General features: G+C 51.5%; 17 protein-coding genes, 1 tRNA gene and 1 pseudogene. 13 read left to right on the plus strand and 6 right to left on the minus strand.

What is annotated here, in order from left to right; genetic code table 11:
• Positions 1 to 193: hypothetical protein (locus tag H6F80_RS29425; RefSeq protein WP_206755062.1), on the plus strand; the 193-nt coding region annotated here is incomplete at its 5' end.
• 292 nt (positions 194 to 485) lie between these two features.
• On the opposite strand, the gene H6F80_RS11870 is transcribed toward H6F80_RS29425, so the two are convergent.
• On the minus strand, positions 486 to 1,436 hold the full coding sequence (locus tag H6F80_RS11870) for a sulfurtransferase (RefSeq protein ID WP_518523564.1): 951 nt from the start codon (positions 1,434 to 1,436) through the stop codon (positions 486 to 488).
• A 290-nt stretch (positions 1,437 to 1,726) separates the two neighbouring features.
• Here H6F80_RS11870 and H6F80_RS11875 point away from each other — a divergent pair, with 290 nt between their 5' ends.
• Positions 1,727 to 1,933, plus strand: a complete 207-nt coding sequence (locus tag H6F80_RS11875; RefSeq protein ID WP_190791761.1) for a glycogen debranching protein — start codon at positions 1,727 to 1,729, stop codon at positions 1,931 to 1,933.
• Between the two features lie 48 nt (positions 1,934 to 1,981).
• Here H6F80_RS11875 and H6F80_RS11880 read toward each other — a convergent pair whose 3' ends face one another.
• Positions 1,982 to 2,596: a TetR/AcrR family transcriptional regulator gene (locus tag H6F80_RS11880; protein WP_190791762.1), complete on the minus strand. Its 615-nt coding sequence runs from the start codon at positions 2,594 to 2,596 to the stop codon at positions 1,982 to 1,984.
• 371 nt (positions 2,597 to 2,967) lie between these two features.
• Here H6F80_RS11880 and H6F80_RS11885 point away from each other — a divergent pair, with 371 nt between their 5' ends.
• From H6F80_RS11885 to H6F80_RS11900, 4 genes are all read left to right on the plus strand, one after another.
• Positions 2,968 to 4,215 carry an HlyD family secretion protein gene (locus H6F80_RS11885; protein ID WP_190791763.1) on the plus strand — a complete coding sequence of 416 codons (1,248 nt, stop codon included), beginning with the start codon at positions 2,968 to 2,970 and terminating at the stop codon, positions 4,213 to 4,215.
• Between the two features lie 5 nt (positions 4,216 to 4,220).
• Complete coding sequence (locus H6F80_RS11890) at positions 4,221 to 6,263, plus strand: ATP-binding cassette domain-containing protein (RefSeq protein ID WP_190791764.1); 2,043 nt, start codon at positions 4,221 to 4,223, stop codon at positions 6,261 to 6,263.
• A 20-nt stretch (positions 6,264 to 6,283) separates the two neighbouring features.
• A complete protein-coding gene (locus H6F80_RS11895) occupies positions 6,284 to 7,399 on the plus strand; it encodes an ABC transporter permease (RefSeq protein WP_190791765.1) in 1,116 nt (371 codons plus the stop codon).
• A gap of 182 nt (positions 7,400 to 7,581) precedes the next feature.
• Positions 7,582 to 8,724: an ABC transporter permease gene (locus H6F80_RS11900; protein ID WP_190791766.1), complete on the plus strand. Its 1,143-nt coding sequence runs from the start codon at positions 7,582 to 7,584 to the stop codon at positions 8,722 to 8,724.
• Between the two features lie 6 nt (positions 8,725 to 8,730).
• On the opposite strand, the gene H6F80_RS29855 is transcribed toward H6F80_RS11900, so the two are convergent.
• Positions 8,731 to 9,510, minus strand: coding sequence for a TetR/AcrR family transcriptional regulator (locus H6F80_RS29855; RefSeq protein ID WP_190791767.1), 780 nt, complete (start codon positions 9,508 to 9,510; stop codon positions 8,731 to 8,733).
• Between the two features lie 52 nt (positions 9,511 to 9,562).
• On the opposite strand from H6F80_RS29855, the gene H6F80_RS11910 reads away from it, so the two are divergent.
• Positions 9,563 to 10,555, plus strand: coding sequence for a Rieske 2Fe-2S domain-containing protein (locus tag H6F80_RS11910; RefSeq protein WP_190791768.1), 993 nt, complete (start codon positions 9,563 to 9,565; stop codon positions 10,553 to 10,555).
• A gap of 8 nt (positions 10,556 to 10,563) precedes the next feature.
• Here H6F80_RS11910 and H6F80_RS11915 read toward each other — a convergent pair whose 3' ends face one another.
• Positions 10,564 to 14,091, minus strand: coding sequence for a DNA polymerase III subunit alpha (locus H6F80_RS11915; protein ID WP_190791769.1), 3,528 nt, complete (start codon positions 14,089 to 14,091; stop codon positions 10,564 to 10,566).
• A 598-nt stretch (positions 14,092 to 14,689) separates the two neighbouring features.
• On the opposite strand from H6F80_RS11915, the gene H6F80_RS11920 reads away from it, so the two are divergent.
• The gene (locus H6F80_RS11920) at positions 14,690 to 16,006 is read left to right on the plus strand and encodes a D-alanyl-D-alanine carboxypeptidase (RefSeq protein ID WP_190791770.1); all 1,317 of its coding nucleotides are present in this window, start codon (positions 14,690 to 14,692) and stop codon (positions 16,004 to 16,006) included.
• 93 nt (positions 16,007 to 16,099) lie between these two features.
• Here H6F80_RS11920 and ureA read toward each other — a convergent pair whose 3' ends face one another.
• Together ureA and H6F80_RS11930 are read right to left on the minus strand one after the other, a co-directional pair.
• Positions 16,100 to 16,402 carry an urease subunit gamma gene (gene ureA / locus H6F80_RS11925; RefSeq protein ID WP_190791771.1) on the minus strand — a complete coding sequence of 101 codons (303 nt, stop codon included), beginning with the start codon at positions 16,400 to 16,402 and terminating at the stop codon, positions 16,100 to 16,102.
• A 15-nt stretch (positions 16,403 to 16,417) separates the two neighbouring features.
• Positions 16,418 to 16,489: transfer RNA gene (locus H6F80_RS11930), tRNA-Gln, on the minus strand.
• A gap of 456 nt (positions 16,490 to 16,945) precedes the next feature.
• On the opposite strand from H6F80_RS11930, the gene H6F80_RS11935 reads away from it, so the two are divergent.
• From H6F80_RS11935 to H6F80_RS11955, 5 genes and pseudogenes are all read left to right on the plus strand, one after another.
• Complete coding sequence (locus H6F80_RS11935) at positions 16,946 to 17,227, plus strand: hypothetical protein (RefSeq protein ID WP_190791772.1); 282 nt, start codon at positions 16,946 to 16,948, stop codon at positions 17,225 to 17,227.
• Between the two features lie 48 nt (positions 17,228 to 17,275).
• Positions 17,276 to 17,821 carry a photosystem II reaction center PsbP gene (psbP, locus tag H6F80_RS11940; protein ID WP_190791773.1) on the plus strand — a complete coding sequence of 182 codons (546 nt, stop codon included), beginning with the start codon at positions 17,276 to 17,278 and terminating at the stop codon, positions 17,819 to 17,821.
• A gap of 32 nt (positions 17,822 to 17,853) precedes the next feature.
• The gene (locus H6F80_RS11945) at positions 17,854 to 18,462 is read left to right on the plus strand and encodes a Maf family protein (RefSeq protein ID WP_190791774.1); all 609 of its coding nucleotides are present in this window, start codon (positions 17,854 to 17,856) and stop codon (positions 18,460 to 18,462) included.
• 125 nt (positions 18,463 to 18,587) lie between these two features.
• The gene (locus H6F80_RS11950; protein WP_190791775.1) at positions 18,588 to 19,664 is read left to right on the plus strand and encodes a serine/threonine-protein kinase; all 1,077 of its coding nucleotides are present in this window, start codon (positions 18,588 to 18,590) and stop codon (positions 19,662 to 19,664) included.
• 205 nt (positions 19,665 to 19,869) lie between these two features.
• Positions 19,870 to 20,153: pseudogene (locus H6F80_RS11955) on the plus strand (S9 family peptidase); the annotation flags it as partial.

Here is a 20,153-nt window from a genome sequence, read left to right on the forward strand (position 1 = left end):
AAGCTCTAGACCTATATTTTTTAGAATTTTTAGGAAAAAGTTGAAGGATGGAAAGTCAAATAAAGCGTTAGAGATAGGGGTGTCAATTGCGGCCCGCTGCCATTTTCAGGCAATCAGTAAAACCAGACAAATCAAAATCAACAAAATGACCGCTTCAGGCTGTAATCAGCTACTCGTAATCAACCATTTGTAGTCAAGTCAATTTTATACGCGCAGCCGCCAGACTTGTAAAGTCAACTGTGCTGGATCACAGCAATCTGAGTTGAGAAGTCACAGCCGCCGCCGCAGTCAATCATCCTCCTAATGTCAGCGAAATGTCAGCAAAAACCTAAATTTGAGCATTATTTTGAGCATTATAAATTGAACATTATAGAATTGTTAAGTTAAAGTCAGCGATACGCCTCCAATGTTACAGCAAATCGCTCTCAGTGCAGCTCTTGACCCGATCGCAGGCTTCCTGTTGCTGATGGTAAAGGGCGTTTTCCTCAGGAGGCAGAGGATGTATCCGTCTGATACGAGCACCAGTCACTCCAGCTTCCGGCATAGAGCTTTCCCTGGGGCAAGTCTGCCATTGCCAGCGACAGCAGATTGACACAGGCCGTCACACCCGACCCGCAGTAGACCCAAATTTCTGGCGCATTTTGAAGGTCTGCCCATCGCTGCTGCTGAACCGCCGGAGGCTGTGCCAGTCCATCTGCGCCCGTCACTTCCTGCCAGGGATAGTTCACCGCACCGGGAATATGACCCGCGATCGGATCGATCGGCTCCCGTTCTCCTCGATAGCGTTCTGCTTCTCGCGAATCAACCAGCACAATGCCTGGATGATTTTGGCTTGCCCTGACTGTTTCGATATCGATTACCCAATCTGACCGCACCTGGGGCACAAAGTTGCCGGGTTGGGCGATCGAAGGTTCGCGGCTGACGGGATAGCCTTTGTCCTGCCAGGCTTGAAAGCCGCCGTCGAGCAGCACCACCTGATCATGTCCGAGATAGCGCAAGAGCCACCAGAGCCGCGCCGCAAAGCCAAACCGCGAATCGTCATAAGCCACGACGAGCATTGGTTCCTGCCCCAATGCAGCTGATCGAATGCCGATCGCCTTGAGCTTCTCTGCTAGAATTGCCGGCTCGGGGAGGGGATGTCGTCCGCCGTGTTGCCCGACTGGACTGGATAAGTCCCGATTCAGATCCAGATAAAACGCGCCAGGAATATGGCTTGTGCGGTATTGCTCCTGTCCCAGCTCAGGCTGCATCAGCGAAAAGCGACAGTCTACGATCGCAATCCGGGAATCGTTCAGATGCTCCGCCAGCCAATCGGGAGAAACAATCCAGCCTGAGCATGAGACATTCCAGATCGGAGAGTGGGTTGAATGAGTCATTGCCTGTAATTTTGTTCTGGTTTGTTCTGGGTCGCCCGCACCGTTTTTTAGCCCTTCCATTTTGGGAAAGCCTGGCTTGTCGGCTTAAGTTGATCAAAGAAAACCCGTTGCCAGCAGTGCGTCATTGGCAATCTAGAAATCCTGTCCTGAATTATCTGAATTATAGGAATTATAAATAGTAAGTGCTGTGCATCAACTCTTGCGAGTCGGTTATCGCAGTCAGTCATTGCAATTAGTGATTGCGATCGCCCCAACTGTCCGGTAAAACCTTAGAGGAGGGTCTGTCACAATTGTGATCATGAGAACCCTATTTCGACAGTGAATTTCTTGCGTGAACGGGGGCGATCGGCGTGAAAATTTGGGTCAATGAGCAAATCGATTCTTCTGGGATTATCCGGGCTTGTATTGCTTGCTGCAATGAGGTTCAGGCGCAGGAGTGCCACGATTCGTTTGAAGCAAACCTGACGACGGCTCAGAAACAGGAGGGGTGGTTTACGCAGATGCGGGAGGTGGAGTCGTGGGATGAGGTTCCGGTGAATGCATTGAAGCTGGATTAGGGGGAGTCGAGGGAGTCGAGGGAGGTGAGGGGTGGAAAGGTGAGGGGATTAGTTGGGATGGGGAGAGGTGCGATCGAGGAAGAGGGTGACCAGGGCATTGACCAGGCGATCGCCTGCCAGGGGTGCAACCTCTTTGCCATAGAGAATTTCTTGAGCAATTAAGAAAGAAATCAGGGAGCCGCAGAAGATCTGGGCAGTGGCTTCGGGGTCGGCGATGCGAAGTTCGGGGTGACGCTGGAAGTAGTCGGTCAGGATCGATCGCCCTCGCTGAATGACCGTGCGGGTGTAGAGGTTGGCGAGTTCGGGGAAGCGGGCAGATTCAGAAATAATAATTCGCAGCAGGCTCAGGAATTCTGGGTTTGCCATTTTTTGAAGAAACGATTCGGCGAAGTATCGCAGCAGTTCGGGTTCGTCGCTCAATTCCTCGGCACGGAAGATGTGCTGCATTCGATCGATCGTCACCCGTTCGATTAGAGCGGTAAATAGCCCTTGTTTATCTTGAAAGTAACTATAGATAGTTTGCTTGGAGACACCCGCCGCCGCCGCAACCCGATCCATGCTGGTGCTGGCGTAGCCCTGGCTTAAAAACACCTGCATTGCGCCCTGCAAAATCTGCTCTCGCTTGTCGCTGCTGATTACCTCAAGGGGGGAACTGCTGTGCATTGTGGCTTTGCTTGTCTCTGGCTTCAAGGGGTGGGTTTCAAAGAGGGGTTCAAGGGGGTTAAAGCTCTATCCTGTTCAAGAGGTCAGACCCAAGAATTTGGTTCATGCTCCTAGATCAGGGTCGTTTAATCCCTGCTATGTAAACAATTTTCAGGGATGCTTGTCCGGTTTGGGCGATCGCGCTAGGATTTTGCTTGTAATCATACTAGACAGTCTAGTGTGATCAAAGTTCCTTCCCCGGCTCCCTTTTCAAAACTTATTTCTCTCTGTATCTCCTTCTATCTCTTTCTTTTCCCCGTATTTCTCTGAAATCTGTCTCAAGTCCCCCTCAAAGATTTCTCTCAAATCATTCGACTCTGGCAGTTCCCCGTATGGCACAAACACTTCCCAGTTCTGAAAAGACTGCCGTTCCGCCCGTAGTTCAGCCCCGATCGCGCCGCAAAAGGGTTCTGTTGCCGATCGCCCTGTTGGCTGCCGGGGGAGGATTAACTGCCTGGTATTTTCTGTCGCGCCCCGCTACAGACGAACTACAGCTCAGTGGACGGATTGAAGGCTACGAAACAGATGTGGGCACTCAGGTGCCGGGGCGAGTCGAAGAAGTCACCGTGCGGGAAGGGGCACAGGTGCAAAAAGGACAGCTTTTAGCGCGGCTGGACGATGATGAACTGCGGGCACAGCTCGCCGGAACCGAAGCCCGGATTCAATCTGCCAAAAATCAGGTACAAAATGCTCAGCTCCAGCTCAATGTGCTGCAAACTCAGATCGAGGAGGCACAGTTGCGGCTTCAGCAAGCAGAGGGCGATACGCAGGGGCGTGTTTCTCAGGCAGAGGCGCAGGTCGCCGCCGCCCAGGCACAGCTCGAACAGGCACGGGCACAGGTAACAGAGGCCCAGGCACAGCTTGAGCTAGCCCGCCAGGATCGCGATCGATTTGCTCAGCTCGTCCAGGAAGGGGCAGTCACTCAGCAGCGATTTGACGAAGCGAATGCCGCATTTCGCACCGCACAGGCAACCCTCACTAGTCGGCAAGCAGCGGTGAATGCAGCCCAGCGTCAGATTACGGCGGCTCAGGGCGGACTGACTCAGACGCAAACCACCACGCTTAACCCCGAAATTAACACCGTGCAGCTCGATCGCCTCAATGCTCAGGTAGCGCAGGCACGGGCACAGCTCGCCGCCGCCCAGGCAGAAGTCCGCAATGCCGAAGCAGAACGTCAGCGGATTGTGGCGCAGCTCAACGATCTAACGATCAATAGCCCGATTAACGGCGTGATTACCGATCGCACCGTAGAACCGGGAACGGTCGTGACGGCAGGCAAAACGCTGCTGACTGTGCTCGATTTAAACACGGTGTATCTGCGCGGCTTTATTCCAGCAGGACAGATTGGCTTAGTCCGAGTTGGGCAGCGTGCGAACGTGTACCTTGACTCTGACCCAGACCGCCCACTGGTTGCCAGCGTGGTCGAGATTGATTCGGAAGCCTCGTTTACCCCGGAGAATATCTACTTTCGAGAAGACCGGGTGCAGCAGGTGTTTGGTGTGAAGCTGGCGATCGAGGAACCGGGCGGATTTGCCAAGCCGGGAATGCCTGCGGACGCAACAATCGAACCTAATCGTTAGCCAATATGACTCAGACTCAGCCTGCTTCCTTTGCTTCTGCCCGTCCGGTTCCTGCTGCAACAGAACCCGTGATTCGAGTGGCAGGACTGCAAAAACACTATGGCAAAAAGAACAATCAGACGATCGCCGTTCAGAGCATTGATTTTGAGGTGCAGCGCGGCGAGATTTTTGGCTTGATTGGTCCTGACGGAGCCGGAAAGACGACGACGTTTCAAATTCTGGCGGGCGTGATGGAGGCAAGCGCAGGCGAGATTCAGGTGTTGGGACGATCGCCTCGCGATGCGCGGTTGGGCATTGGCTATTTGACGCAGCAGTTTTCGCTGTATCTGGACTTGAGCCTGGACGAAAACATACGCTACAGTGCCGGACTGCGCCAGATTCCGTCCGATCGTTTTCAGGAGCGGCGCGATCGCTATCTCAAGCTGATGGATCTCGATCGGTTTGGCGATCGGTTGGCGGGTCAGCTATCGGGCGGCATGAAGCAGAAGCTTGCCCTTTGCTGTGCGCTGGTGTCGGAGCCGGAAATTTTGCTGCTGGATGAACCCACGACAGGCGTTGACCCGGTTTCGCGACGGGAATTTTGGGATGTGCTGGCGACGTTGGCAAGTCAGGGCATGACGATCGTAGTCGCAACTCCCTACCTGGACGAAGCAGAACGCTGCAACCGAATTTCCCTGATGTATGAAGGCAAGATTCAGCAGACCGGAACATTGCGCCAGCTCAGGCAAAATCTGGGTTTATCTCGACTGGAACTGCGAACTCCTCAGCTTGCTGCCGTAGAACGGGCACTGTTAGCAGCGATGCGAAGCCCTTCCCCGTTGGGTGAAACCCGCGATTCGGCTTTAGTAGACGTGCAGACCTTTGGCGATCGGCTGGATGTGCTGGTGCATTCGCCGGAAGAGGGAACGAAAACGATTCAGCAAATTGCCCAACAGGAGCGGCTGAAAATATCGGAAATCGAACCCGTTGACGTGACGCTGGAAAATGTCTTCGTGACCCAGTTGCGCCATCAGGGGGCTGAGTCGCCGTTTGTGCCCTTTCCGCGATTACTCCCAAGCGGGAACTCCTTCGGATCGGATCGCGAAGGATCCAGAGCTGCGAAAGGAACTGCGGCGATCGAAACCCATCATCTCTACAAAACCTTCGGCAACTTTCAGGCGGTTAAAGATGTGACGCTGCAAGTTCGCTATGGCGAAATCTACGGCTTGTTGGGCGCAAACGGAGCCGGAAAAACCACCACGATCAAAATGCTCTGCGGCTTACTCTCTGCCAGCGGCGGCGAAATTTCCCTGGCAGGACAAACCAGTAATTTGCGCGACCCCGATTTGCGGCGACGGATTGGCTACATGAGCCAGAAGTTCACGCTGTACGACGACCTCTCGATCGTCCAAAATCTCGAATTCTATTGCGGGGTGTATGGCGTTCCTCGATCGCAGCGACGCGAAAAAATTGACTGGGTGCTGCACATCTGCGGTTTAGAAGGACAGGAGGACTTAATCACCGGAGGCTTGCCCGGAGGCTGGAAGCAGCGCGTTGCCTTTGGTGCATCCGTCATGCATGAGCCGGAAATCCTGTTTCTAGATGAGCCAACTTCGGGAGTTGACCCTCTGGCGCGGCGGCAGTTCTGGCGGTTAATTGAGGATTTTGCCCGTCGCGGCACAGCCGTTTTGGTAACAACGCACTATCTCGAAGAAGCGGAACACTGTAATTACATGGGATTTCTGGTGGCGGGCGAGGTCGTTGCAGAAGGATCGCCGACCCAGATCAAAGCAGCGCAGCCCGGACGATTAATCGAGCTGGTAACTAACCAAAATCAGGCAGCTTCAGATTTGCTAAAAACCCAGATGGAACCCTGGCGCGTCTCGATTTTTGGCGATCGACTTCACCTGGTTTTAGACAATCCCGATCGCGAGATGCCGCAAATTAAAACCTGGCTATTTGCCTATCAGAAGCCAGACGGAACCCGCATTGAAGTTCAATCAATTCGCCCAATTTCTTTCACGCTCGAAGATGCGTTTATCGGTATTGTGCAGCGAGCAGAAGCATAGCCAATTCAGAGGACAGCGCAATGATTAAGCCGCAGCGAATTTGGTCTCAGTGCATCAAAGAATTAGCTCAGTTCCGCCGCGATCGATTAACTGTTGCACTGGCGTTTTTGCTGCCTTTATTAACACTGTTTATTTTTGGCTATGCAATTCGATTGGAAGCAAAAAATATTCCGCTCACCGTACAGGATTTAGATAATACACTGCTAAGCCGCAGTTATATCGAAAGACTCTATGCGACAAATCAGCTGAATTTAGTTGAACGTCCCTTAAATCAGTCGGTGGTTGAGATGATCGATCGGGGCAAAGCGACAGCTGGAATTATTATTCCACCCGATTTCTCGCGCAATCTTAAGAACGGCGAATCTGTTACGGTTCAAGTTTTGATAGATGGAAGTGATGTCAATAATGCGCGGGTAATTCGCGGCAGCATTGAGTCTACCACGCGGTACTTTGTCAGAGTTTCTGGACTGCAGCAAAATCAGCCATTAATTGTTCCTCGAATTCGTATTTGGTTCAATCCGGGACGCAAAGAATCGCTCTACATTGTGCCGGGAACCTGTGCGGTGATTTTATGGATTTATCCATCGCTGCTATCATCGCTGGCAATGGTGCGGGAAAAAGAACAGGGCACAATTTTACAGGTTTATGCTTCCAGTTTAAGTGCGATCGAATTGATTCTCGGCAAGGCATTTGCCTATCTAGTGATTGGTTTATTGGAAGGACTGTTAATTATCGGCACAAGTGTGATTCTATTTGGCTTGCGCTTCACAGGCGACCCGACTCCATTTTTGATTGGAACGCCGCTGTTTATTCTGGTTGCGGTGCTGTTTGGCATCATGATCGGCACAAGAGCGGCAAGTCAAAATGCAGCAGTGCAGGCAGTCGCAACGATCGGCTTTCTCACCGCTTTTCTGCTCTCTGGTTTCATTTATCCGCTCAATAATATTCCCTTTCCGCTGTCGCTTATTTCTAATATTGTTCCTGCCCGATACTACATTCCCATTATTCGGGATGCCTTTGTGCGCGGAACCGGCTGGACTGGCGTGTGGTGGGCAGTGTTAATGCTGATTCTTTTGGGATTATTTTTATTTAATCGGGCACGGCAAAGTTTGAGCCGAATGCAGTTACCGGACTAAGAGGAGGTTTGAAACGTGATCACCACGACCCGAACCCCTAATTTTAAGGGAAACCGAGTTTTCTTTAAGATGCTCAAAGTTTCCCAGGCTTGAAGAGAATAGGGGCAATGTAGAACTCTTAAGACGGATTAAACAACTTCATCAATCAGGCAAACAAAGGTGTAGTTAAGGGTGATTCAGCGATGAAAAAAGTAATTGATTATCCACTGATCGATCGCCTGCTGAATAGCCGCGTTTGGGCACTGGCTCGCAAAGAAATCAATCAAATTCTCCGCAACAAACAGCTTATCTTTTTGCTGATCTTTCCACCCACCATTCAGCTTTTAATCTATGGATTTGCACTCAGCCCAGACGTGCATTTTATCAAGATGGGCGTGGTTGATTATGCCAACAGTAGCACGAGTCGCGAACTGGTGACGGCAATGACCGAAAACCGCATTTTTGTAACCGAAAATTATTTGTATAGCGAAGCGGAATTAGGGAAACAGGTACAGCTTGGCAAAATTACCGCAGGCTTGGTTATTCCACCAGATTTCGATCGCAAGTTAAAAGAAAATGAAACCGCAGAAGTCCAGGTTCTAATCGACGGCGTTGACGCTAATACTGCCGGAATCGCAAGCGGTTATCTCTCGCAAATTATCAATCAATTTAGCCGTCGATTGAATTCCAATCCTGTGTCTCCCTTGGTCGAGCCTGAAGTTGTTTTTCTGTATAATCCGGGCTTAATTAGTAGCTGGTTTTTTGTGCCGGGCGTGTTGGGACTGGTGCTCACGCTCACCGGCTCGTTGGTGTCTTCTTCAACCGTGGTGCGTGAAAAGGATACTGGAACCCTAGAACAACTTTTGATGACTCCCGCAGAAGCCTGGGAAATTTTACTAGCAAAAATTGTGCCGCTGTTTATTTTGCTGCTGGGGGATGTGTGTCTTGCGCTGACGGTGGGTAAGGTTGTGTTTAATTTGCCTTTTCGCGGTAATTTACTGCTGTTTTTCCTGATTTCTGCGCTGTATTTATGTGTGGGAATTGGGGTCGGAATTTTGCTTGCGACCATTTCTAAAAATCAGCGGCAGGTCGTTCTCACTTCGTTTTTTATTAACTTGCCGCTCATTCAAACTTCGGGGGCAATTGCGCCGATCGAAAGTATGCCTGCCTTTTTCCGCTACCTTTCCCTGCTCAATCCTCTCAGACATTATGTGGCGATCGCCAGAGGATTTTTATTAAAAGGCGTTGGCGTGGGTGAACTCTGGATCAATATTGTCGCGCTGGCTGTTTTTGCGATCGTCCTGCTTGGCTTCAGCATCCGACAGTTTCGCAATCAGTTGAGCTGATCAAAACTAAATTACAAACTGCTTTCTACAGTCCTTACAGAGATAGCACTGTTTGCCCCGTCGATACCCGTTCTTTGAGAGCTGTTTGGATTGGCAGTGAGGGCATATCATTACTTTCATTACATCACCTGACTGACGATCGCCCACATACGGTTCCAAATACGACACCATCACGTCCTCAATTTGCTGCATCAGTCGTTGACGATGTGCCGGATCAGGACTGCGAAGTGCCGCGAGAATCAGGGCATTGGTGCTATGCACACACACCTCTGCAAGGAGACTGTACTGCGCTTCAGGCAAGGCAGGGTTTCGATGCTTCAGAATATTCGCCATAAAGCCGATCGCGTCCTGCGTCATACTTTCATCGATCGATTGAAAAATCTGACGGGCTAGATAAAACTGTACAAACACCACACGCGATACTGGATGGGTAAACAGTTCTGCGGTTGCTGATACCAGTGTGTGAATCATTTGGCGCAGTGGTAGCTGAACGATCGAAGGAATCTCTGCCTGTTGCCAAAATGCGTTTACTCGCTCTGCATGGCGTAACTCCATCGCCTTGAAGATGGCAGCTTTGTCTGGAAAAAACTGATAGAGCGAACCGATCGCCGTTCCTGCTCTGGCAGCGATCATGTGAGTAGTTGCAGCTTCATAGCCAACCTCATCAAACACTGCCGCCGCCGCATCCAGAATTTTCTCAACCCGTGCCTTACTGCGCTGCTGTTTAGGCTGGCGACGCAAATTGATGGGCGAATGAGGGCTTGACGAATGTGAAAGTTCTGTCATATTTTGGAAACACGACGGATTTTTCACAATTTTAGCTTTAACGGAGAACACCATGCGCTCGATGCTTCCTGGTGCGCCTTGGCTATTGGCACATCAATCGATGCTAAAGGTAAACCAACCCCAAAAGATTGCTTTGTATGGCGTTGATTATGTGATGTGGAAGGATGGTGTGGGGAAAATTCATGCCTTACCCAATGCCTGTCCGCACATGGGAGCAATGCTGTCAGAAGGATGGTGCGAAATGCAAAAGGACGGCACCAGTGTGGTAGTGTGTCCGTTTCATGCCTTGCCCTTTGATCCGGCGGGCTGCACTGTTCTACCGGGTTCTGGTAAGAAAACATTGCCGCAATTGAAGCCCTTAGAACTCATTATTCAAGGCGATTTCATCTGGTCATACGGTGGATACGAACCCAAGGTTCCGATTCCGACTGTGTTGAATGAAATTGCCGAGAAATATTACTTTATTGGGCATACGGGCGATCGAAGTGTTGAAACTGATTTATTAACGATGCTGCTGAATATGCATGATTACAACCATCAAAACGGCACGCATCGAGACTTGTTTCGCATTACAGACGTAGAGTTTCATCAGTTTATGGATAACGGGCATCATTCCCATGCGTTCTATGACTTGCCCACCGCGCCCTACAAGCTAACCGAAAAACTGAGAAAACCTGATTTGTTTCTGCTTCCCACCGTAATTAAGGCACACCTGGAAAATCACTTTCCTTCTCTCATCATCTTTCATGGCGAAATGCCGTTGGGCAAAGCAGTACAGTGCCATTTCTTTGTCCCAGAAGCCGAGAATCGCACTCGCACCTACATTCTGCTGTTTGGTCAAGCGAAACATCCTGCCTTTAAGCTGTTTGGCAGTACCTATCTCAAATTCGGTAAGGTCGTTATTGATCAGGATGCTGACATTTTGGGCAAGCTTTATCCCGGCACGCTGCAGAAGATTAAACTCAACAACGAAGTGGGAATGGATTGGGTACGACGCAACTTTGAGAGTTTTCCCACTGTGGTCGAACCAAATCTTTCCAAATAATCACTCGTCTATTTACCCGTGAGCGAAGAAGCTCTTGCTCGAAATCCTGCCTGCATCAGGGCATTCACTGCGGCTTCCGGGTTGGGAATGCGAAACTGTGCCCCTAACCGCACCAGCTCACGCCGCTCCTGTCCGGTGACGACTGCGATTACAGGAATCTTACCCTGGTCGTCTGTGCCGCGCTGATCGAGCAGAATGGTTCGCAGTTCGTGCTGTTTGACGACATCGCCTGCCAGCCTTGCCTCTAACTCCACCATCACCATTCGCACTGCCTCGATCGCCTCCGCATCTTCAATCACAAGCTGATTGCGATCGTCTCGCCGATCGACCTTGCCCCACACCATCAGACGGGCATCGACTTCCAAAAGATGGGCAATTCGCTCATACGCTTTCGGGAAGACGACGGCTTCTGCCTGTCCGGTCAGGTCTTCGATTTGCAGCACTGCCATGCGATCGCCTTTCTTGGTCATCACGGGCTTGAGGTTGCTGATCATGACGATCGCGCTCAGGGTGACGCTATCCGGCTTGTCTCCCAGGTCAGAGAGGTTGATGGGTGCGAGCACTTTGGCGGCTTGATGCACGGATTTCAGCGGATGATCGGAGATGTAGAAGCCGAGCAATTCCTTTTCTAGCCTTAGCTTTTCCTGCGGCGGATAGTCCTCGGTGGAGGGAGCCTTGGGCGCACTTTCAAAGTTGGTAGTGGTGGTATTACTCTCACCCGTGCTGCCGAACAAATCAAACAAATTGCCCTGACCCACTGCCCGATCTTTTGCCCGCGACTGCGCCCAGTCCAGCACATATTCCAAATCGTTTACCAGCTGTTTGCGATTGAGATCGATCGAGTCCATTGCGCCGCACTGAATCAAAGCTTCTAAGGCTCTGCGGTTGACGGTGCGCGGATCAATTCGATCGCACAAATCTGCCAGTGATGTGAATTTGCCGCCTTCTGTTCGTGCCACCAAAACATGCTCGATCGCCCCTTCTCCGGCATTTCGCACGGCGGATAATCCGAACAGAATGGTGTCGCTTAAAGGTGTGAAGTCAAAGCCCGATCGATTAATGTCCGGCGGCTCAACCGTAATTCCCATGCTGTAGCAGGTGGCAATATATTTCTGCACTTTGTCCTGATCGCCGCTGTTTGCGGTCAGCAGTGCCGCCATGTATTCGACAGGATAATTTGCTTTTAGATAGGCAGTTTGAAACGTGACGTATCCATACGCTGTCGAGTGGGATTTGTTGAAGCAGTATTCGGCAAACTTAACCATTTGCTCAAACAAACCTGCTGCAACTTTAGGTTGGACTTGATTCTTTTTTGCCCCTTCCACAAAAATGCTTTGGTGCTTTTCCATTTCCTCCTTTTTCTTCTTTCCCATTGCTCTTCGAAGCAAATCCGCTTGTCCTAAGGAATATCCGCCCATATCCTGAGCGATCTTCATGATCTGCTCTTGATAGACCATAATTCCGTAGGTTTCATTGAGAATGCCTTTCAGCAATTCATGTTCGTATTCAATCTTTTCAATACCGTGTTTGCGATTAATGAATTTTGGAATCAGTCCTGCATCCAATGGTCCCGGACGATAAAGCGCAAGCACCGAAGAAATATCTTCTAAGCCCGAAGGTTTGAGGTCGCGCACGATTTGACGCATTCCCGAAGATTCAAGCTGAAAGATGCCTTCGAGTTCGCCTCTTGCAAGTAGTTGATAGGATTTGGGATCGTCTAACGGAAGGCGATCGAGATCCAGCTCAACCTGATGATTTGCCTTCACCAGATCCACCGTTTTCTGGATCATCGTCAGGTTTTTCAGCCCCAGAAAATCCATTTTCAGCAGTCCGAGCGATTCGATATCCTCCATCGGATACTGCGTCACTGCGCCGCCTTCCTTGCTCATTTCCAGGGGCACGATCTCATCCAGCGGTTCAGCAGAAATCACAACACCAGCCGCATGAACTCCGGTTGCTTTGTTCGTCCCTTCGATCCGCATCGCCATATCAATCCAGCGGCGATAAGTCACAGGCGGCTCAGTGGCCGGAACGACCATATCTTTGTCGTATTTCTCCTTGAATTCTGGAGCAGGCGTTCCCTCAGAAATCATGACCTTCAGCTTGGTCGGCTTGCCGCGAAAGACAGGAATCATCTTCGTCATGCGATCGGATTCGCCGTAGGGCACATTCAGCACCCGCGCCACGTCCTTCAGCACCGCCTTGGAAGCCATGCGGTTATAGGTAATAATCTGCGCGACTCGCTCTGTCCCGTATTTCTCGGTGACGTACTGGATGACCTCGCCCCGGCGATCGATACAGAAGTCGGTATCAATATCCGGCATCGATTTCCGTTCTGGATTGAGGAATCGCTCAAACAGCAGTCCGTGATGCACCGGATCGATGTTAGTAATACCCAGCGCGTATGCCACCAGCGACCCCGCCGCTGACCCCCGGCCTGGACCCACAGGAATGCCATTATCGCGAGCGAATTTAATATAGTCCCACACCACTAGAAAGTAGGCATCAAAGCCCATCTGGTGCATCATTTGCAGTTCGTATTCCAGCCGCTCCTGATACTCCGGCTCAATTTCTGCGTAGGATTGGCAACCAAAGCGATCGACCAATCCTTTTCGGGTCATTTCCTCGAAATAGGCGGCGGTTGTGTAGCCAGGGGGAACTGGGTATTCAGGGATTCTTGGTTCTCCCAAAATGTTGTAGTCTTCGACTTTCTCTGCGACTTCCAGCGTATTGACGATCGCTTCTTCAATGATCTCTGTGATCAGGTGATCGCGGAATAGCCGCCGCATTTCGTCCGCCGATTTTAGATACTCTGTGCCGCTATAGCGCAGCCGCTTTTCTTCGGTGATCAGCTTTCCGGTTTGAATGCACAGCAGCGCGTCGTGTGCCTCCACATCGAAACAGGAGATGTAGTGCGAGTCGTTGGTGCAGATCAGCTTGATATCCAGCTCGCGTGCAATTTTCACCAGCTCCACGTTTACGATCCGGTCTTCCTGCGATCCGTGATCCTGAAGCTCCAGATAATAATCGTCGCCGAAAACTTCCTTGTACCAGCCCGCCCGCTCTCGCGCAATTTCGGGTCTGCCCTGTAAGATTGCCTGCGGTACTTCTCCACCCAGACAGGCACTCGTCACCATCAGCCCTTCGCGATACTGCACCAGCAAATCTTTGTTAATGCAGGGACGCGCAAAAATGCCTTTCCCCTGATAGCCCTTCAGGTGCGAAATCGTCGTCAGCTTCACCAGATTCTTGTAGCCCTGCTTATTCTTCGCCAGGACGACCTGATGATATTTCGGTCGGCGTTCTTGCTTTGTGATGTCGCCGTTGATCACATACATTTCGTTGCCGATAATCGGCTTTACGCCCTTTGCCTTGCAAACCTTTAGCAGCTCGATCGCCCCATACATCACGCCGTGATCGGTAATGGCAACGGCAGGCATTTCCAGTTCCAGCACGCGATCGACGAGTTCGGGCAACTGACTCGCGCCATCCAGCAGGCTATAGTCGCTATGAATGTGAAGACCAACGAAAGACATAGGCTCTCATACCACACACAGGGCTGAGATAAGGTTAACCGAATTCCTGCAACGTGCAAACTATATATAGGATTTTCTACGAATTTTCACCACGGCAAACGCTATAAGTAGGATATGTCGATAAAACTCGATGCAAAACTCGCTAACGCTCAAACAAGGGTGGGCTCAAAGTAAAGATGGGCTTAAGCAAAAGATGGGCTCAAGCAAGGGTGGACGATCGGCAGAAACACTATCTACTTAGTACCAACGTACCAAATTTTTTAGGATCAGGTTCAGATCAGCGCAGGAATTTTTGGTGTTCGGGAATGCCAATGGTTTCAAGTCCTCTACTTGAGGGGGATTCGCGGGAGATTTCGGGGCGGGCAATCCGTGCAGTAAACCCCAGTAAATCAAACCACAAATCAAACCACAGTAACTCACTTGAACCCGATGCTTGAAGACTGGCTGGAAGTAAAGCAAGGCTTACCCCATTCAACGACAAAGCTCAAGAATGCGAGATAAAGTTCCGTATCGGAGCGTTAAATAAATCACCCCTAAGGAATAAAACAGCGTCTATTATCAGGGATGGTATGCACGCAGTTTCGGAGATGGTTCGACGGTGCTAGACCTGTTTCAAGGACTCCTTTCCCTTTTCTTTAGTCAACAAGAGCCAAAACTTCAGCTTTTGCGATCGACCAATCTTTCCCCCTGGCTCGATACTGTTTGGGTGCGATCGGCTGCCGTTCGCAAGCCCGACCCCCAGGCAGAACTCGCGGTGCGGCTCCATCTGGCAACCATGGCGCGGCTCAATTTACCGATCGAGGGCCAGGGTGTCTGGGTTCAGGCGGGCAACGAGATTCTGGCAGAAAATCAGGGGATTGCGCCGCTGTCGGCTGCATCTCTCACCAAAACGGCAACCACGCTTGCAGCCCTCCAAGCCTGGGGGATCGATCATCGGTTTGAAACGCTAATCAGCGCGTCAGGCCCGATCGAGGATGGCGTTTTGAAGGGCGATCTGATTGTGCAGGGGGGCGGCGATCCGTTTTTTGTGTGGGAAGAGGCGATCGTCCTGGGCAATTCGCTCAGCCAGAAAGGCATCCGGCAGGTGACAGGCAACTTGGTCGTATCTGGCAATTTTGCGATGAACTTTGAGACTGACCCCGCACAAGCCGGATCGCTGCTAAAGCAGGGAATTGATGCAAATCTCTGGTCAGCCGAAGCCGCAGCGCAGCACAGCAAACTTCCTCCCGGAACTGCCCGCCCGCAGATTCAGATCAACGGCACCATGCAGGTCAACTCCCTAGAGCAGCTTAAAGCCCGCTCGCTCACGCCCCTGATTCGCCACCGATCGCTGCCGATGATCGACATTCTCAAGGCGATGAATATCTACAGCAATAACATCATGTCTGAGATGATGGCGCAAATGCTGGGCGGGGCGGCAGGCGTGACGCAAAAAGTATTGCAGGCAACGCAGATTCCCCCGGAAGAGATTCAAATCATCAACGGTTCAGGCTTGGGAGAGCAAAATCGGCTGTCCCCCAGAGCCGTAACGGCAATTCTGATTGCGACGCAGCGATATCTTCAGCCGCGCCAGCTCTCCGTTGCCGATATTTATCCGATTCAAGGGCGCGATTCGGGCACGCTCAAATGGCGAGAACTGCCCAACGGCTCAGCCGTCAAAACGGGAACGCTGAATGCCGTCAGCTCGCTGGCAGGCGCGATTCCTACCCGCGATCGGGGCTTAGTCTGGTTCACAATCATCAACCTGGGCGCAGGCGACCTCGAAACCTTCCACCAACAGCAAGATCAGCTCCTCCAGAGACTTCAGCAAGCCTGGGGCGCACCCAACCCGCTCCCGCCAGCAATTCAGCCTAGCGATCGACCGCGTCCGTCTGCTTCTCGTCTGGGGGCTGCGGAGCGCAACGAGATACTATAGTCGCACCCGCTCTAAGCCCGTGTGGGATGGAAATATTGTGAGCTGGAAACGGTGAACTGGAGACTGTGAGCTGGAAACATTGAAGAGACCGGGTCAGCGAATCGGATCGTGAACGGTCACAAGCTTTGTACCGTCGGGAAAGGTGGCTTCGACCTGAACTTCGTGAATCATTTCGGGGATGCCTTCCATCACGTCCGCTCGTGTCAGCAGCGTTGTGCCATAGGTCATCAAGTCGGCAACGGTGCGTCCTTCTCTGGCTCCCTCCAGAATTGCTGCTGAAAGATAGGCGATCGCTTCTGGATAGTTAAGCTTGATGCCGCGATCCTTGCGTCTTTCGGCAACCAGAGCAGCCGTAAAAATAAGAAGCTTGTCCTTCTCTTGAGGAGTTAGTTGCATAAAATTAACTCTGAACTGGGGTGCTAGGATTCGAACCTAGGAATGGCGGGACCAAAACCCGCTGCCTTACCACTTGGCGACACCCCATCGTCTGCGCCTTCATCATATTACCAACACAGGTCGGCAAAGTGTCAAGCGGTTGGAAAAATTTTCCTGAGGCAAGGGCAGAACTCCTACCGTATTCGGGATGATATATAGAATCAGCCCTCCGGCAGAAGCAAACTGACCCCATTCTAGGCAATGGTGATTTTATACTCTGCTTACGGGGTTTGTGTGCGATCGAGCGATCGCCTCTCTTCACATAACCTTGTGTTAAGGATAGATGGAACTCAGTGAGAACTGCATAAAGAGATTCTGAAACTTGAGCGCAGCGGCGTATTTCCCTTTTGCTTTACGTTAGCTTTTTGACCGTAGCTTCCCAGAATCTCAACTTATATCTCAACCTCATCTTGACCCTTCGACTCAGGTTCCAGCGATATTTTCATCGATCGATTTTTCTCTCGTGCGGGTAGATTAAAATTATCCCCCTCCCTCTTCACACCTATGGATACTGTTCAAAGTCCCTTTAGCCGCGCCAATTATTCGTTTCGGCGGGCAGACTACGCTCACTGGCATCGACAGCAGAGCAAACAGCACATTCTTCGATCGCAGCTTGGCTTTCGGGACGTTAGCTCTTCGCGTCCAAGAGCCTGTGCGGGCTGTGTCCACTACCATGGCATTGCCTACGGCTATAATCGCGACAGTCGCAGTCTGCTGGTGTGTGGCTTTCATCCCTATGGCTGGCAACAGGACGATACCTGCCCAGACTGGAACGATCAGCAGTAGCCGCCCGATCGCTGTAAGATCCTACTGGATAGGTTTTGAGGAAAATGAATGCTGAAGCGGATTGCAGCAGTGCTGGTCGTTGTGTTGAGCCTGAGTCTACAGAGTTGCACTCCGGCGGCTACCGGAACCGGTTTGAAAAGCTATGTGAACACGTATCAGGGATACCAGTTCCTCTATCCCAACGGCTGGGTTGAGGTAAAGGTGAACAACGGTCCTGATGTAGTGCTGCATGACTTGATCGAGGAAACAGAAAACGCCAGCGTGATTATTAGCCCCGTCAGCGACAACAAAACGCTAGAAGACCTGGGCACTCCGACGGAAGTGGGTTATCGGCTCTCAAAAAGTGCGATCGCCCCAGAAGGATCAGGACGGCAGGCAGAGCTAGTATCCGCCGAAGCGCGGCAGGACGATGAAAAGACTTACTATCTGCTGGAATATGCTGTAACGCTCCCGAATCAGCTTCGTCACAGTATTGCCAGCGTGTCGGTGCGGCGGGGACAGCTTTATACCTTTAATGTTTCTACCACCGAGCGACGCTGGGGCAAAGTGGAAGACCTGTTTCGGGTCGTTGCCAAATCCTTCTCGGTCTATTAATCAATTTAATTTAGTGGAGTGAGGGTGGTTTCATGGCGGTTAATCCCTTGATTCCTCGCTTTGTTTTAGCGTCTGCGTCTCCGGCTCGTAAACGGTTGCTGCAAACGGCTGGAATTCCGGTGTTTGTGCAGCCGAGCGACTATGACGAGTCAAAAATTCAAGAATCAAAACCCGATCGCCTCGTTCAACAATTAGCCCAGGGCAAAGCCGAAACCGTTGCGCCGCTATTGTCGGATTCACTGATTCTGGGCTGTGACTCGGTGTTGGCACTAGAGGGCGAAATCTACGGCAAGCCGAAAGATGCGGCAGAAGCGATCGAACGCTGGCAGAAGATGCGCGGGCGAGTCGGGCAGCTTTATACCGGGCACTGCCTGATCGATCAGCCGCAACAAAAAACACTGGTGCGGGCTCAGGTGACGCAGGTGCATTTTGCAAACGTGAGCGATCGAGAAATTGAGGCTTATGTGGCGACGGGTGAACCGCTTCAGTGTGCAGGCTGCTTTGCGCTGGAAGGGCGGGGGGGACTGTTTGTAGAGCGACTCGAAGGCTGCCACAGCAACGTGATTGGGCTGAGTCTTCCCCTGCTGCGCCAGATGCTGGTAGATTTACAGTACGAGGTCGTGAACTTTTGGTTGAGCTAGCACTAAAAAATAAAAACTCGCCTCAGGGTTCATGTTGTCTTTATGAAGTCAATAGGGCTACGGATGCTATAGTCCCTAGGAAGACGGGACAATACGGATAAGCCGAGTGACAGCCGCACAAGTGCATGGATGCTTCAACTCCCCCTATCAATGATCTGCGTTCTGGCTCGCCTCAGCCAAGTCAACTCAATCAGCTCTGTGGTTCTGAAACGCGATTTCGCGATCGATATCAGATTGTGCGGGCACTGGGTCGGGGTGGCTTTGGGGTGACTTTTCTGGCAAGGGATGTTTTGCTGCCCCATCATCCCCTTTGCGTGATTAAGCAGCTCTGCCCCAAGGTTGCTAACCCGATCGTGTTGCAGCGCGCCTGCCAGCGGTTTGAACGGGAAGCAAAAACGCTCAGCCAGCTCGGAAGTCATGCCCAGATCCCCTGCTTGCTCGACTACTTTGAGCTGAATGGCGAGTTTTATCTCGTGCAGGAATATGTGCGCGGTCGCACCCTGGCAAAAGAAGTTAAACTGCGGGGCGTTTTTTCAGAAGCAGAAGTTAAAACTTTTCTGCGGGAGCTATTGCCCGTGCTGAGCTACATCCATCAGCAGCAGGTGATTCACCGCGACATTAAGCCACCTAATATTATTCGCTGTCAGGATGACGGCAGGCTGGTGCTGATCGACTTTGGAGCTGTGAAAGAACAGTTCATCAAGGTCGATGAAATGACTCATAAAGGGGCAACAACCCACTTTGTCGGCACGCTGGGCTTTGCTCCGCCGGAGCAGCTCTCTCTGCGATCAACCTACGCCAGTGACATTTTTGCGATCGGTGTTACCTGCCTTTACCTGCTGACTGGAAAGCCGCCGATGGAGTTTGACTATGACATCGAAACTGGGGAAGTGAAGTGGCAGGATGCTGTGCAGGTGAGCGACTATTTTGCCAAAGTGCTGGACAAAATGCTGAAGGTGTCGCCCCGCGATCGCTATCAGTCGGCAGAGGACGTGCTGCGAGCGATCGAGCTAGAACCGTATCTTGACAGTTTGGCGTCCTGCATGAGCAATCATCCCTTGGGAACGATCGAGGATGAAGACTTATTGCATGGCAGCTATCTTTCCCCGATCGTGCGAACCGCAATTGCGATCCGACGCTGGCGCAAACGTAGACTGGCAGCTGAACGGCAGCGAAAACGATCGGAGATGGTGATTTACTAAGAGGGAATTGGCGCAGGATTGAAGGGGCTGCAAAACCCGGAACACCGGCAGGATTAACTCGTGTACACACCATAGACAAATTCCTCTGTCAGAGAACTGCGCCGCATCGCCACATTCCACATCGTGCAATTCCGCGCCATACAGTTCTGCGCCGTATAGTTCTGCACCGTACAATGAAGAGCGTTGAGCGATCGAAAGCAGAGCTATGCCAGTTGCCCCCTACGGTTCTTGGAAATCCCCGATTACATCAGAGTTGATTGTGGCGGGAAGTTTGCGCCTGGGTGAAATTCGCCTGGATGGACAGGACATTTACTGGAGCGAGGGACGACCGACCGAAAGCGGACGCAATGCGATCGTTCAAAGAAAGCCCTCTGGAGAGGCGATCGATCTCCTCCCCATGCCCTTGAATGCGCGGACGCGGGTGCATGAGTATGGCGGCGGGGCGTATATTGTGGCGGATAGCACTGTTTATTTCTCGAATTTTGTCGA

This window comes from Leptolyngbya sp. FACHB-711, assembly GCF_014695615.1.
Taxonomy (GTDB): Bacteria; Cyanobacteriota; Cyanobacteriia; order Elainellales; family Elainellaceae; genus Leptolyngbya_A.